Origin of the sequence: Aromatoleum bremense, assembly GCF_017894365.1 — a bacterium.
In the GTDB taxonomy this organism is placed as follows: Bacteria; Pseudomonadota; Gammaproteobacteria; order Burkholderiales; family Rhodocyclaceae; genus Aromatoleum; species Aromatoleum bremense.
Window position 1 is genome coordinate 349,240 of the sequence record NZ_CP059467.1, and the last position, 14,342, is coordinate 363,581.

The following is a 14,342-nucleotide window of genomic DNA, read 5'->3' on the forward strand; positions in this document are numbered from 1 at the left end:
CCCTCGCAGATCAGGCGTTATCGCGCAACCATACCGCCAGTTCTCCCGGAGTCGCGAGGACATCGACAGGCGACTCCGCCTCGAGCGCCGCGCGCGGATGGGCGCCGAACGCCACCGCCAGGGAGTCGACGCCGGCATTCTTCGCCATCTGCAGGTCATGCGTAGTGTCGCCCACCATCAGCGTGCGATGCTTCGCAATTCCGAGTTCGTCCATGATCTCTTCGAGCATCGCCGGATGAGGCTTCGAAAAACATTCGTCGGCGCAACGCGTGGTGTGGAAATACGGCCCCAGGCCGGTCTGCTCCAGCGCCCGCTTGAGCCCGAGCCGGCTCTTGCCGGTCGCGACCGCAAGGCTCCGTCCCATCGCGGCAAGCTGCGCAATCATCGCGGCTGCGCCGGGGAAAAGCGTCAGCTCGTGGTCGCGTGACAGGTAATGGAAGCGATAACGCTCGACCATCAGCGGGTAGTCGTTTTCGGCAAGTTCGGGCACCGCATGGCGCAACGCGTCCGACAGGCCGAGGCCGATCACGTGGCGCGCACGTTCTTCCGAAGGCTCCGGCAGGTTCAGGTCGCGCGACGCGGCCAGGATTGCCGCGACGATCGCCGCAGCCGAATCCATCAGCGTGCCATCCCAGTCGAAAACGATTAGATCGTAGCGGTCAGCCATGCTTGCGCGGCTCCGTGGCGTCGAGGTGGGCGAGGAAGGACTGCAATTCGGCGGGCAGATCGGCTGTCAGCGTGATCGCCTCGCCCGTCAGGGGGTGGGCGAAGGACAGCCGTGCCGCGTGCAGGAACATCCGCTTCAGGCCTTCGGCCTCGAGGGACTTGTTCAGCGCGAAATCCCCGTACTTGTCGTCGCCGCACAGCGGAAAACCCAGATGTGCGAGGTGCACCCTGATCTGGTGGGTGCGTCCGGTCTTGAGTTCGACTTCGAGGAGGCTGAACCGCGACCACCGCCGGACCAGCCTCACGATGCTGTGCGAGGCCTTTCCGTCGCCGCTCACCCTCACGCGCCGCTCGCCTTCGGGTGTGAGGTACTTGAACAGCGGTTCCTTGACGTGCTGCAGCGGGTTCGCCCAGCGGCCGGCAACCAGCGTCAAGTAACGCTTTTCGACGCGCCCCTCGCGCATCATGTCGTGCAGCGCGGTCAGCGCCGACCGTTTTTTCGCGATCATCAGCAAACCGGATGTCTCGCGGTCGATTCGATGCGCGAGCTCGAGCAGCCGCGCATCGGGGCGCTGGCTGCGCAGTTGCTCGATGACGCCGAAGCTCACGCCGCTGCCGCCATGCACTGCCTTGCCCGACGGTTTATCCACCACCAGCAGCGCTTCATCCTCGAAGACCACCGGCAGCGGTTCTCCGGCCGGAGCGGGCCCGCTTGCCGTCTTCTCGGCCAGCCGGATAGGAGGAATGCGGATTTCGTCGTTCTCCGCAAGACGATAGGTGGGTGCGACGCGCCCCCCGTTTACCCTGACCTCGCCGCTGCGCAGGATGCGATAGACGTGGCTCTTCGGCACGCCCTTGCAGATCCGCAACAGGTAGTTGTCAATGCGCTGACCGGCGGCTGCCTCGTCCACCCGTTCGCGCCGTACCGCAATCGCTTTGCCTTGTCCCATCATCCTGAAATATACTTAGTCCCGGTTGGCCCCGGTTGCAGTCGAAGTCCCTCGCGCACGAAAGCGGATGCGGACGGACGACAACGAGCCCGAATGCGAGCTCCCGGGCAACCAAAACGTGCCAGCGCTGCCAAAAAAGGCATTGATGGTAACGCAATCGACAAACTTCAATCCATTTGATTGAATCTAGACGCGTAACGCACACGCAGGATCAAGGGTTCCGGCCTTCGGCGGGAACACGCGAGAATTCGACCAGCCGACCCATCACAGCCCATTACCGACCAGAAAAAAGTAGGCATCACTACCCGCTCCTGATCTCGTAGTAAGCGCGATGGTGCGCGCCGTTCGTCCTGCCCGTGGGTTCCGCGCGGGGGAACGACATAAATGAAGCGCATGCTTTTCAACGCGACGCAGGCCGAGGAATTGCGCGTCGCGATCGTGGACGGTCAGAAACTGATCGACCTCGATATCGAATCGGCCGCCAAGGAACAACGCAAGAGCAACATCTACAAGGCCGTCATCACCCGCATCGAACCGAGTCTTGAAGCCGCATTCGTCGATTACGGCGGCGAGCGGCACGGGTTTCTGCCGTTCAAGGAAATTTCCCGCACCTATTTCGCCACCGGCGCCGATGCCGGCAAGGTCCGCATCCAGGACGCGCTGAAGGAAGGCCAGGAACTCATCGTCCAGGTCGAAAAGGACGAACGGGGCAACAAGGGCGCTGCGCTCACCACCTACATCTCGCTGGCGGGCCGTTACCTTGTCCTGATGCCGAACAACCCGCGCGGCGGCGGCGTGTCGCGTCGCGTCGAGGGTGATGAACGCACCGAGCTGCGTGACGTCATGGATCAGCTCGAAATTCCTTCCGGCATGAGCCTGATCGCGCGTACCGCCGCGATCGGCCGCAACGCCGAAGAGCTGCAGTGGGACCTGAACTACCTGCTGCAACTGTGGCGCGCGATCGATGGCGCAGCGCAGTCGCAGTCCGGCGCTTTCCTGATCTACCAGGAAGGCAGCCTCGTGATCCGTGCGATCCGCGATTATTTCCAGCCCGAGATCGGCGAAATCCTGATCGACACCGACGACGTGTACGAACAGGCGCGGCAGTTCATGTCGCACGTGATGCCGGCCAACGTAAACCGCGTCAAGCGCTACAGCGACGACGTGCCGCTGTTCTCGCGCTTCCAGATCGAGCACCAGATCGAATCCGCGTACTCGCGCCAGGTCACCCTGCCGAGCGGCGGGGCGGTCGTCATCGACCATACCGAGGCGCTGGTGTCGATCGACGTAAACTCCGGTCGCTCGACGAAGGGTGAGGACATCGAGGAAACCGCGTTTCGCACCAACCTCGAAGCGGCCGAGGAAATCGCGCGCCAGCTGCGTTTGCGCGACCTCGGCGGCCTGATCGTCATCGATTTCATCGACATGGAGTCGCAAAAGAACCAGCGCGAAGTCGAAGGTTTGCTGCGCGACGCGCTGCGGCATGATCGTGCGCGCGTCCAGACCGGCAAGATCAGCCGCTTCGGCCTGCTCGAACTGTCGCGCCAGCGCCTGCGCCCGGCACTGGCCGAAACCAGCTACATCCCGTGCCCGCGCTGCAACGGCACGGGCCATATCCGCAGTACCGAATCGTCGGCGCTGCACATCCTGCGCATCCTCGAAGAGGAGGCGATGAAGGAAAACACCGGCGCCGTGCATCTGCAGGTTCCGGTCGACGTCGCGACCTTCCTGCTCAACGAGAAGCGCGTGGACATCGCGCACATCGAGGTCCGTCACAAGATCCAGCTGATCATCATCCCGAACCGCCACCTGGAGACACCGCACCACGAAATCATTCGTCTGCGCCATGACCAGCTGAACCAGGAAGAAGTCGCGCTGGCGAGCTACCAGATGGTCGGCAAACCTGCGGAAATCGATCTGCGGCTGCCGTCGAAAGACGACAACAAGCCGCCGCGCGCGGAAGCCGTCGTGAAGGGAATCTCACCGGCCCAGCCCGCCCCGATCGTCGAACCGAAACCCGAACCGGTGACGGCGCCCGCCCCCGTCGCGAAGCCCGCCGGACTGTTCCAGCGCCTGTTCGGCTGGCTGCGCAGCGAGAAGCCGGCCGTGACGCCGCAGAGGGTTCCGGAGGTTGCCCAGAAGCAGGAGCCCCGCCCGCGGGTCGAGCGCAGCGATACTCGCCGCGGCAACAATCGCAACCGTCGCGATGGCCAGCAACGCACCGAACGGGGTGAGCGTGACGAGTCGACATTGGCCGCCCAGGCTGCAAGAGGGTCGATGCGCAGCGAACGCGCGGAGCGGCCCGAACGGCCCGAGCGTACAGAACGACCCGAGGCCGTCGTCGACCGCGGCGACAGGCCGGCACGTCCGGAGCGTGACAACGGCGGCCGTACGCGCCAGGGCCGTGGTCCGCGCAGTCAGCCGAAGCAGGGTGAAGCCGTGGTAGACAACGTCGTGGAATTGCCGGTCAGTACCGTCGCAATCGCCGCCCCGGTCGCGCCGATGGAGGCCGCAGCAATCGCTCCCGCAGCCGAAGAGGGCGCCGCCGAGAAGCGTCGTCGCCGCAGCCGCGGCCGCCGTGACCGGCGCGGAACCGAACAGCAGGCAGAAGTTGCTGCATCGGGCGACGAAACCGCGGATATCTCGGCCGAAGCGGCTATGCCGATCGTCGAAACAGCACCGGAAACGACACAAGTCGTCAGTGCCGAGCCGGTTGCCGAGGCCGCCGCTGAGCTGCCCGTCGCTGCCGCGGAAGCTGCCGCCCCGATGCCTGTCGCTGCCACCTCGCCGGAACCTGTCGTTGTCACAGCCGAAGCCGCACCGTTGCCTGTCTCTCTGCATCCAGCAGCCAACATCGAGGCTGAATCGCCCGCGGAAGCCGAGCCGGCGTTCGCGCCGGTGAAGCTCGAAACCGCTGCGGAACCTGTGGCCGAAAGAGAAGCTGAAATTGAACCGGCACTCGAAGCGAAAATTGCACCGGAAGCAGCGATCGAAGCGGCCGAGCGTGCGCGCGAATCGCTGCAGGCCGGCCTCATGGAGCCTCTCGCCCCTGCAGGCCCCGAACCGGTACAGGCATCCGCGAGCGAGGAATTGGCTGAGGCCGTGACCGAGCAGGCGCCCACTGCGGCTCCCGCGCAAAATGTCGTCGCGCCGGAAACCGAAGTCGCCGTGACCGAAGCCGAAGTCAGTACGGCCGAGTCCCGGGCGCCCTCCGCTCCGATCGACCTGGGCGTGAACCTGGCCGAAAGCGGCCTGGTGATGATCGAGACCAGCCGCGACAAGGTGCAAGAGCTGGCGAGTACGGCGGGCGAGACTCCTGCCCGACCGCTGGGACGCCGTCCGCGTCCGGCGCCGGTCATCGTCAACGAACCGCTGCAGCAGGTCGAAACCCACTCCAAATAAGCCTTGCTGCGTTTTGGCGCGAATGGGGCCCTCCTCACGGACGGCCCCATTTTTTCGCGCTGCAGCCCTGACCTTCTGCCGCCGTGCCGGAAGCGGCGGGCGGGCTCTTGCTCACCTCAACGCCCGACAATCTCCTCGAGCAGACCTTCGACGGCGTCCTCGCAGTAATCCAGCACCACCTCGAAACCGCTCTCGCCGCCGAAGTAGGGATCAGGCACCTCGCTCAGCTGGTGCTTGCGGGCGTAATTCATGAACAGTTGCAGTTTCGGCCGATAAACTTCCGGGCAGACGCCGCGCATGATCTCGAGATGGCCCGCGTCCATTGCCAGAAGCAGATCGAAATTCTGGAAATCGGCCGTCTCCAGTTTTCGCGCACGCAGCGTGGAAAGATCGTAGCCCCGCTTCCCGGCGGCTTTCCGGGCACGCGGGTCGGGAGGTTCCCCGACGTGGGCGCCGTATGTTCCGGCGGAGTCCACCATGATCGCCGCGGACAGTCCGGCCGATTCGATCCGGTGACGGGCTATGCCCTCGGCAGTCGGCGACCGGCAGATATTGCCCGTGCAGACAAACAGGATCTTCGTCAATCTTTCCTCCTTCATGGTGTGCCGTGCTGGTCGGCGCCGAACGCCCGCTGCCGCAGCCGGAACAACTCATCCCGTGCGGCGGCAGCCTTCTCGAACTCCAGGTTGCGAGCGTGCTCCTGCATTTCTTTTTCCAGCTTGCGGATCGATTTTGCCACGGTCTTCTCGTCCATCGAAAAGTACTCGGGCTGCGGTTCGGCCGCGGTTCGCCCTTCGCGCTCCTCGTTACCTCCATAGACGCCGTCGATGATGTCCTTGATCCGCTTGCTCACTGTCTTCGGCACGATGCCGTTTGCCTGGTTGAAGGCGACCTGCTTGGCCCGCCGTCGTTCGGTCTCGTCGATTGCCGCGCGCATCGACCGGGTCACGACATCAGCGTAGAGGATGGCACGGCCATTGATGTGCCGCGCGGCGCGCCCGATCGTCTGGATCAGCGAGCGCTCCGATCGCAGGAAGCCTTCCTTGTCGGCATCGAGGATCGCGACCAGCGACACTTCGGGGATGTCGAGGCCCTCGCGCAGCAGGTTGATGCCGACGAGCACGTCGAATTTTCCGAGGCGCAGGTCGCGGATGATCTCGACGCGCTCGACCGTGTCGATGTCGGAGTGCAGGTAGCGGACGCGAATCCCGTTCTCGGCCAGGTAGTCGGTCAGATCCTCCGCCATGCGCTTGGTCAGCGTCGTGACCAGCACGCGCTCACCGGCTGCGATGCGGCGCTTCGCTTCGGACAGCAGGTCGTCGACCTGTGTGGTCGCGGGCCGGACCTCGATCGCCGGGTCGATCAGCCCGGTCGGACGCACAACCTGCTCCACCACCTGCCCCTGGTGTTCGGCTTCATAGGTCGAGGGCGTCGCGGAGACGAAAATCGTCTGCGGCATCAAGCGCTCGAATTCCTCGAATTTCAGCGGGCGGTTGTCGAGCGCGGACGGCAGCCGAAAACCGTAGCCGACGAGGTTTTCCTTGCGTGAGCGGTCCCCCTTGTACATGCCGCCGACCTGCGGAATCGACACGTGCGACTCGTCGACGAACAGCAGCGCATCCGGCGGCAGATAGTCGATCAGCGTCGGCGGCGGCTCGCCCGGCCCGCGTCCCGAGAGGTGGCGCGAGTAATTCTCGATGCCCTTGCAGAAACCCATCTCGTTGAGCATTTCGAGGTCGAAGCGAGTGCGCTGCTCGATGCGCTGCGCTTCGACGAGCTTGCCGGATGTCTGGAAATACGCCGACCGGTCCCGCAATTCGTCCTTGATCGCCTCGATCGCCTTCAGCACCGTCGCGCGCGGGGTCACGTAGTGGCTGGACGGATACACCGTGAAGCGCATGAGCTTCTGCTTCAGGTGCCCGGTGAGCGGGTCGAACAGCGTCAGATGTTCGACTTCGTCGTCGAACAGCTCGATGCGAACCGCAAGTTCGGCGTTCTCGGCCGGAAAAACGTCGATGACGTCGCCGCGCACGCGAAAAGTGCCGCGGCGAAAATCGATGTCCGAACGCGTGTACTGCATCGCGACGAGACGCTGCACGAGGTCGCGGTGCGCGATGCGCTCACCTTCGCGCAGGTGCAGGATCATTGCGTGGTAGTCGACCGGGTCGCCGATGCCGTAGATGCACGACACGGTCGCGACGATGACGACGTCGCGCCGCTCCATCAGGCTCTTCGTCGCCGACAGGCGCATCTGCTCGATGTGCTCGTTGATGCTCGAGTCCTTCTCGATGAAGAGATCGCGCGACGGCACGTAGGCTTCGGGCTGGTAATAGTCGTAGTACGAGACGAAATACTCGACGGCGTTTTCGGGGAAGAACTCGCGGAACTCCGCGTAAAGCTGCGCCGCGAGGGTCTTGTTCGGCGCCAGCACGAGCGCCGGCCTGCCGCAGCGGGCGATGACGTTCGCCATCGTGTAGGTCTTGCCCGAGCCGGTCACGCCGAGCAGGGTCTGGTACATCAGTCCGTCGGCGATCCCTTCGGTAAGCAGGTCGATCGCCGCGGGCTGGTCGCCGGCGGGCGGGAATGGCTGGTGAAGGCGGAACGGACTGTCCACGAAAGTGATCACCGGAACGCTGTCGGTCGAACTCGTCATGCTAAAATTTCCGGCTGTTTCAGGCGCTTGCCGGGTTGCCGTCCAGGACGGAATGGCCACGGCAAGAAGCCCATTATTTCCCAAAACGCGGCTCAAAGCACGGCAGCATGGACCCGAACCTCGAGACGAGGCTTCGGGCCGGACCGCGCGCCCGCCCAACCTGGAGTTGTTTATGCCTTCGATCTTCGCCGCCGTCGAGATGGCGCCCCGTGACCCGATTCTCGGCCTGAACGAGGCCTTCAACGCCGATACCCGCACCGACAAGGTCAACCTCGGCGTCGGCGTCTATTACGACGACAACGGCAAGATTCCGCTGCTGGCCGCAGTGAAGGCCGCCGAAAAGGCGCGCCTCGAGGCAATGCCGCCGCGCGGCTACCAGCCGATCGAAGGCGCTCCAGCCTACAACAACGCGGTGCAGAACCTGCTGTTCGGCAAGGATTCCACGCTGATCGCAAACGGCCAGGTAGTGACGATCCAGGCGCTCGGCGGCACCGGCGCGCTGAAAGTCGGCGGCGACTACCTGAAGCGGCTGAACCCGGCCGCAACCGTCTACATTTCCGACCCGAGCTGGGAAAACCACCGCGCGATCTTCGAGTCCGCCGGTTTCGCGGTCGACACCTACCCGTACTACGATCCGGCGACGCGCGGCGTGAACTTCGCGGGCATGAAAGCGAAGTTCGGCGAACTGGCTGCCGGCTCCGTCGTCGTGCTGCACGCGTGCTGCCATAACCCGACCGGCGCAGACCTCACCGAAGCGCAGTGGGGCGAAGTGGTCGAGGCCTGCCGCGCGCGCGGCCTCGTGCCCTTCCTCGACATGGCCTACCAGGGTTTCGCCGACGGCATCGAGCCGGACGCGGTCGCCGTGCGCCTGTTCTCTGCCAGTGGCCTGCAGTTCTTCGTCTCCAGTTCGTTCTCGAAGTCGTTCTCGCTGTACGGCGAACGCGTCGGCGCGCTGTCGATCGTCACCGCGAACAAGGACGAAGCCGCTCGCGTGCTGTCGCAGGTCAAGCGCGTCATCCGCACGAACTACTCGAACCCGCCCACCCACGGCGGCGCAGTCGTCGCCGCAGTGCTGAACGCCCCCGAACTGCGCCAGATGTGGGAAGACGAGCTCGCCGGCATGCGCGATCGCATCCGCGCGATGCGCATCGGCCTGGTCGAGAGCCTGAAAGCCGCCGGGGTCGCCCAGGACTTCTCGTTCGTCATCCAGCAGCGCGGCATGTTCTCCTACACCGGCCTGTCTGCCGCCCAGGTCGAGCAGCTGAAGAACGAGTTCGGCATCTACGCGGTGTCAACGGGGCGGATCTGCCTCGCGGCGCTGAACTCACGCAATATCGGCTACGTCGCGAAGGCGATCGCGTCCGTCGCGAAGGCGTGAAAATCATCTTGGTCAAATATTGACGGGTCCGCGCCAGATATCTATACTGCGCGGCTCAATTCCCCGATAGCTCAGTCGGTAGAGCAACGGACTGTTAATCCGTGTGTCCCTGGTTCGAGCCCAGGTCGGGGAGCCAAATTTAGTCCAGGCGATGTTTTCGCCGGACACCGTACCGATCCCCGATAGCTCAGTCGGTAGAGCAACGGACTGTTAATCCGTGTGTCCCTGGTTCGAGCCCAGGTCGGGGAGCCAAGAAAAGCAGGATAAGGCCAGCCTTCACAGGTTGGCCTTTTGTTTTTCCGGCCCGTTTCCGGTCGCATCACTTTGATACGCCGCCGGCTCCGCTTCATCGGGACTTCTGCGGCGGACCTCGGAGAGAGCGTATTCGCTTACCATTGATCAGCTTTATGGGTTCGGTATCCTGTGCCCGGGCTGAGGTTGAAGAGGTAACGTGAATGTCGCACGCAGAGATTAAAAAGAAGCTTGCCAGCAGTCGAAAGGACCTCCTCGACATAGGGCTGCGCAACACGATGATCAACTTCCGCAGCGGCCCCAGGAGCCTGGCGATCGTCGATGAGCGCTCCGAGCAGATCCTTCAGCTCCTGTACCGGCAGAACAAGGCCATGACGTTCGTGCCCGCGCCCGAGAAAGGAACGAAGGGCGGAAAAGAGACCGGGAACAGCATCGTCAGGACAGACTCCGCTCAGGACACGGCCGCGGGGTCGGGTGAAGACCGCGAGGAAGTCGATGCCCCGGCCCAGGACGCGGCGACGATTGCCCTCGTCGAAGAACTCGACGGCGCCGATTGGCCGGATGAGGACGTCGCCGGCGGCGACATCGCCAGGCAGCACACGGACACCAAGCTGCAGACGATTCTCTCCGAGGAGCGACTATTCCTCAGCCTGCTGAAAATTCACACCGAAGCGCAGACCTTCATCCAGGAGCAAGGGGTAAACATCCTTTTTCTTGCCCTGGGCTTCCTACATTGGTACGAGGCGGAATCCTCCGACAAGCTTCGCAAGGCGCCGTTGCTGCTCGTGCCCGTCGAGCTGTCCCGCACGGGCACCCGGGATGTCTTCCGGCTGCGCTACAGCGACGACGACCTCATCCAGAACCTGTCGCTTGCGGCGAAGCTCAAGACGGACTTTGCGCTCGATCTGCCGCAGTACATGGCCGATGCGAACGCCGACGCATCCGAGATGCCGGGCACCGAATCGTTCTATGAGGCCGTTTCCGGGTGCGTTTCGAAGCAGCCGCGCTGGAAAGTGGTACCCGATGAAATCCACCTCGGGTTTTTCTCGTTCGGCAAATTCCTGATGTTCAACGACCTCGACGAGGCAGTCTGGCCCGAGGACAAGCGCCCCAGCGAACATCCGGTTCTTGGGCGCCTGCTGGGCGAAGGCTTTTCGAACGAGGCTGCTTTCGTCGCCGAGGACACGCACCTCGATACGATCATCGAGCCGGGCGAGGTGCGCTTCGTGCGCGATGCCGACAGCAGCCAGACGATGGCGATCCTCGAGGCACGGGAAGGCCGCAACCTGGTGATCCAGGGGCCGCCGGGCACGGGGAAATCCCAGACCATCACGAACATCATCGCGGAGCTGTTGGCCAGCAGCAAAAAAGTGCTCTTCGTCGCCGAGAAGATGGCGGCGCTCGAAGTGGTCAAGCGCCGCCTCGACGAGTGTCATCTGGGCGACGCGGTGCTCGAACTGCACAGCCACAAGGCGACCAAGCAATCGGTGGTTCGAGAGCTCGAGCGCACCTTGCAGCAAGGTCGCCCGCTGGCCGCCGACGGCACGGACGACCTGGCCGCGCTCAAGGAAGTCCGCAACGAGCTGAATGCCTACTGCGAGGCAGTCAATACGGCCATCGGCGCGAGCACCATCCCCTTCATCACCGCACTGGGCCATTATTTGCGCATCAAGCGCAAGCATGAGAGCTTGCCGGTATGGTCATTCGAGCCGATGAAGGCATGGTCCCAGCGGGACCATACCCGCATCCGCGAGAAGGTCGCGGAATTGGCGCATCACCTGCGGGAAAACGGCCGGCCGTCGCTCAATACGTTCTACGGGACGGCGTGCACGACGTTCTCTCCCGTCGAGCAGACGCGTGTCACGGAGGAGCTGAAGCACGCCATCACGGTGCTGTCACGCCTGTTGGAGTCGGCCGGGCAACTGGCCGCCCACCTCGGCCTCGAACGCCCGGCGACGCTCCAGGATGTCGACGTGATCTGCCGCACGGCCCGGCGCGCGGCCGAAGCGCCCCCGCTCATCGGCGTACGGCTGGATAGCGCAGTCTGGCAGACCGGGCCCGAATCCATCCGGGCGCTCGTTGCGGCCGGACGCATGATGGCCTCGGCGCGCAGCGCGCACGACGGGATGCTGATTGAACAGGCATGGGAGCAGGACCTGTTGACCGAGCGCCAGCACCTCGCGCAGCTGGGCGAAAAGTGGTGGCGCGTTTTCTCGGGCGCCTATCGACGTGCCCGTGCCCGCCTCCAGGGCCTGTGCAAAAAGCCGCTGCCCAAGGACAACGCATCGACGCTCGCGCTGGTAGACGGCATCCTCGGCTACCAGCTGAGCAGGCGCACTTACGACCAGCATCTCGCGCTCGGTGAAGCGCTTTTCGGCGCCCAATGGATGGGCGAACGTTCCGACTGGGACGTCCTCGGGCGGTCGAGCGAATGGGTCATCGGGCTCCACGACGATATGGGCAAAGGGCAGCTGCCTGCCGGCATCGTCGGCTTCCTCGCCGGCCACCCCGATGCCGGCAGTCTGGGCACTTCGATCGGAGCGATCCACGCCGCTGCCAGCGACTTGCGCGCACGGGTCACCACGATCATCGACCTTCTGGGTTTCGCCCGGAACCGGCCGGCGTCCACGCTCCTCGACTCCCCTTGTGCCGAGCTGCGCGAGCAGCTTTCGACGTGGCTCGAGGCGGTGCCGACGATCTACGAGACGATCCGCTTCAACGCCCTTCACGACGAACTCGCCGCGCTCGGATTGCCCGAGGTGGCGCAGGCGGCAGCGGACTGGGAGCGCGACGCGGACGACCTCGTTCATGCGTTCGACTACAGTTGGTACGCGGGGCTCGTCGCCCAGGCCTACGGCGCCTCGCCTGCGCTCGCCCGGTTCGACCGGATCAAGCAGGCGCACCTCATCGACCGCTTCCGCCACCTCGACCAGCTGTCCCTGGGCCACGCGCAGGCCGGCCTCGCCAAGCGGATATGGGAGATCCAGCCGCGTCTTTCCGATCCGGGAGAGATGGCCGTCGTGCGCAACGAGGCCAACAAGAAGCGGCGCCTCATGCCGATCCGCCAGCTCATGGAGCAGGCCGGCCGCGCGGTGCAGGCGATCAAGCCTGTCTTCATGATGAGCCCGATGTCCATCGCCAGCTTCCTGCCGCCCGGCAAGGTTGAGTTCGACGTCGTCATCTTCGACGAGGCCTCCCAGGTGAAGGCGGTCGATGCGTTCGGCGCGCTGCTGCGGGGTCGGCAGGCGATCGTCGTCGGCGACACGCGCCAGATGCCGCCCACCGATTTCTTCGGGCGCGACGTCGAAGTCGACGAAGAGGACAACGTGACCGCCGACATCGAAAGCGTGCTGTCGCTCTTTCGCGCGCGCGGCGCCCAGGAGCGCTATCTCAGCTGGCATTACCGCAGCCGCCACGAATCGCTGATTGCCGTATCCAATGTCGAGTTCTACGAGCGCAGGCTCACGATCTTCCCGTCGTCGGGCACGAATGCGCTGGCTACGGGTTTGGAGATGGTTTGTCTTCCGCATGCGCTGTACGACCGGGGGCGCACGCGCACCAATCGCGAGGAAGCCCGCGCGGTCGCACAGGCGGTGATGGACCATGCGACAACGCACCCGGGCCTGTCGCTGGGCGTCGTGGCATTCAGCGTCGCGCAGCGCGACCTGATTCAGGTGGAGCTGGAGTTGTTGCGACGCAAATCACCCGGGCCGGAGCGGTTCTTCACCGAGGCCCATCCGACCGAGCCGTTCTTTGTCAAGAACCTGGAAAACGTGCAGGGCGACGAGCGTGACCGCATCTTCATCAGCATCGGGTACGGGCGCAACGAATCCGGACGTATCGCGAAAGAGTTCGGTCCGCTGAACCGCGAAGGTGGCGAGCGGCGCCTCAACGTACTCATCAGCCGCGCGAAGATGGGCATGACCGTCTTCAGCAACTTCCGCGGCGAGGAACTCGACCTCGACGAGACTGCGAGTCACGGCGTGCGGGCGCTCAAGCACTTCCTCAAGTACGCCGAGACCCGCGTGCTGGACATCCCGCGGGAAACGGGGCGTACCCCCGACTCGCCGTTCGAGCTGGAGGTGATGAGCGCGCTGCAGGCGCGCGGCTACCGGATCGAACCCCAGGTCGGCACGGCCGGATATTTCATCGACATGGCGGTCAAGGACCCGGAGCTGCCGGGTCGTTACGTCCTCGCGATCGAATGCGACGGGGCGGCCTATCACAGCTCACGTTCGGCTCGCGACCGGGACCGCCTGCGCCAGGGCGTTCTGGAAGGCCTCGGCTGGATCTTCCACCGGATCTGGAGCACCGACTGGTTTCGTGACCCGGGGCGGGAACTCGACCGCGCAGTCGCCGCAATCGAAGCCGCGCGCGCACTGCGCAAGGCGGCCCGCCCTGTTCAACCCGCCATCAAGCCCGTGAACGCACCCCTTATAGAGCGTGCACAACCGGACGAGGAGACAACCTCACCCTCCGTGGCGACTTACCGCAAAGCCGTTCTGCCGCCCTGGAAAGGAGCCCAGGCGATCCACGAGGTCGCTGTCCCGCAACTGGCGGACCTCATACAGAAGGTTGCCGCGATCGAGGCGCCCGTCCATGAAGCCGAGGTAACCCGACGCCTCATGGAGGCCTTCGGCGTGAGCCGTGCCGGCAGTCGCATCACGCAGGCGGTTTCAAGGGCGGTCGAACACGGCGTGCGCTCCGGGCTGTTCAACTATGCGGGCGGATTCCTCCATACCCAGCCCCGCGGCGAGGTGCAAGCAAGAAGCCGCAGCACCCTCGCGCCGGCCGAGCGCAGGATCGAATGGGTCTCACCGGAGGAGCTGGACGTCGCGCTGCTACAGGCGATCCAGGCCGGTTTCTCGATGGATCGGGATGCGGCCATCACCAGCGCCCTCGAGGCCCTGGGCTTTGGGCGCGCCTCGGCCAACATTGCTGGCGCGTTGGGCGAACAGCTTGACACGCTCCTCGCGACCGGCCGTATCCGGCTCGTCGACGATCGATACGCAGTGGCCTGAAATCAAGCCTGTCGGAGGCG

7 protein-coding genes and 2 tRNA genes are annotated in these 14,342 nt (G+C 64.6%); 5 read left to right on the forward strand and 4 right to left on the reverse strand.

The window, feature by feature from the left end; genetic code table 11:
- Positions 1–10 precede the first annotated feature (10 nt).
- Together pbN1_RS01625 and pbN1_RS01630 are read right to left on the reverse strand one after the other, a co-directional pair.
- Complete coding sequence (locus pbN1_RS01625) at positions 11–667, reverse strand: HAD-IA family hydrolase (RefSeq protein ID WP_169202125.1); 657 nt, start codon at positions 665–667, stop codon at positions 11–13.
- Positions 660–1,619 (reverse strand): RluA family pseudouridine synthase, encoded by a 960-nt coding sequence (locus pbN1_RS01630; RefSeq protein ID WP_169202126.1) that lies wholly within the window; start codon positions 1,617–1,619, stop codon positions 660–662. The genes pbN1_RS01625 and pbN1_RS01630 overlap by 8 nt, the downstream gene beginning before the upstream one ends.
- A gap of 381 nt (positions 1,620–2,000) precedes the next feature.
- Between pbN1_RS01630 and pbN1_RS01635 the strand changes: the two genes are divergently transcribed.
- Positions 2,001–5,018, forward strand: a complete 3,018-nt coding sequence (locus tag pbN1_RS01635) for a ribonuclease E/G (RefSeq protein WP_169202127.1) — start codon at positions 2,001–2,003, stop codon at positions 5,016–5,018.
- A gap of 116 nt (positions 5,019–5,134) precedes the next feature.
- Here pbN1_RS01635 and pbN1_RS01640 read toward each other — a convergent pair whose 3' ends face one another.
- Positions 5,135–5,602: a low molecular weight protein-tyrosine-phosphatase gene (locus pbN1_RS01640; protein ID WP_169202128.1), complete on the reverse strand. Its 468-nt coding sequence runs from the start codon at positions 5,600–5,602 to the stop codon at positions 5,135–5,137.
- 11 nt (positions 5,603–5,613) lie between these two features.
- A complete protein-coding gene (gene uvrB / locus pbN1_RS01645; protein ID WP_169202129.1) occupies positions 5,614–7,671 on the reverse strand; it encodes an excinuclease ABC subunit UvrB in 2,058 nt (685 codons plus the stop codon).
- 172 nt (positions 7,672–7,843) lie between these two features.
- On the opposite strand from uvrB, the gene pbN1_RS01650 reads away from it, so the two are divergent.
- The 4 genes from pbN1_RS01650 (at position 7,844) to pbN1_RS01665 (ending at position 14,322) form a co-directional block, all read left to right on the forward strand.
- On the forward strand, positions 7,844–9,049 hold the full coding sequence (locus pbN1_RS01650) for an amino acid aminotransferase (RefSeq protein WP_169202130.1): 1,206 nt from the start codon (positions 7,844–7,846) through the stop codon (positions 9,047–9,049).
- A gap of 60 nt (positions 9,050–9,109) precedes the next feature.
- Positions 9,110–9,185 (forward strand) — tRNA-Asn (locus pbN1_RS01655).
- 40 nt (positions 9,186–9,225) lie between these two features.
- Positions 9,226–9,301, forward strand: a tRNA-Asn gene (locus tag pbN1_RS01660).
- A gap of 203 nt (positions 9,302–9,504) precedes the next feature.
- Positions 9,505–14,322: a DUF3320 domain-containing protein gene (locus tag pbN1_RS01665; RefSeq protein WP_169202131.1), complete on the forward strand. Its 4,818-nt coding sequence runs from the start codon at positions 9,505–9,507 to the stop codon at positions 14,320–14,322.
- Positions 14,323–14,342: the final 20 nt, after the last annotated feature.

Coding starts and splice junctions, on each gene's coding strand:
- pbN1_RS01625 (WP_169202125.1), bottom strand. CDS start 667: ATGGCTGACCGCTACGATCTAATCGTTTTCGACTGGGATGGCACGCTG.
- pbN1_RS01630 (WP_169202126.1), bottom strand. CDS start 1,619: ATGATGGGACAAGGCAAAGCGATTGCGGTACGGCGCGAACGGGTGGAC.
- pbN1_RS01635 (WP_169202127.1), top strand. CDS start 2,001: ATGAAGCGCATGCTTTTCAACGCGACGCAGGCCGAGGAATTGCGCGTC.
- uvrB (WP_169202129.1), bottom strand. CDS start 7,671: ATGACGAGTTCGACCGACAGCGTTCCGGTGATCACTTTCGTGGACAGT.
- pbN1_RS01650 (WP_169202130.1), top strand. CDS start 7,844: ATGCCTTCGATCTTCGCCGCCGTCGAGATGGCGCCCCGTGACCCGATT.
- pbN1_RS01665 (WP_169202131.1), top strand. CDS start 9,505: ATGTCGCACGCAGAGATTAAAAAGAAGCTTGCCAGCAGTCGAAAGGAC.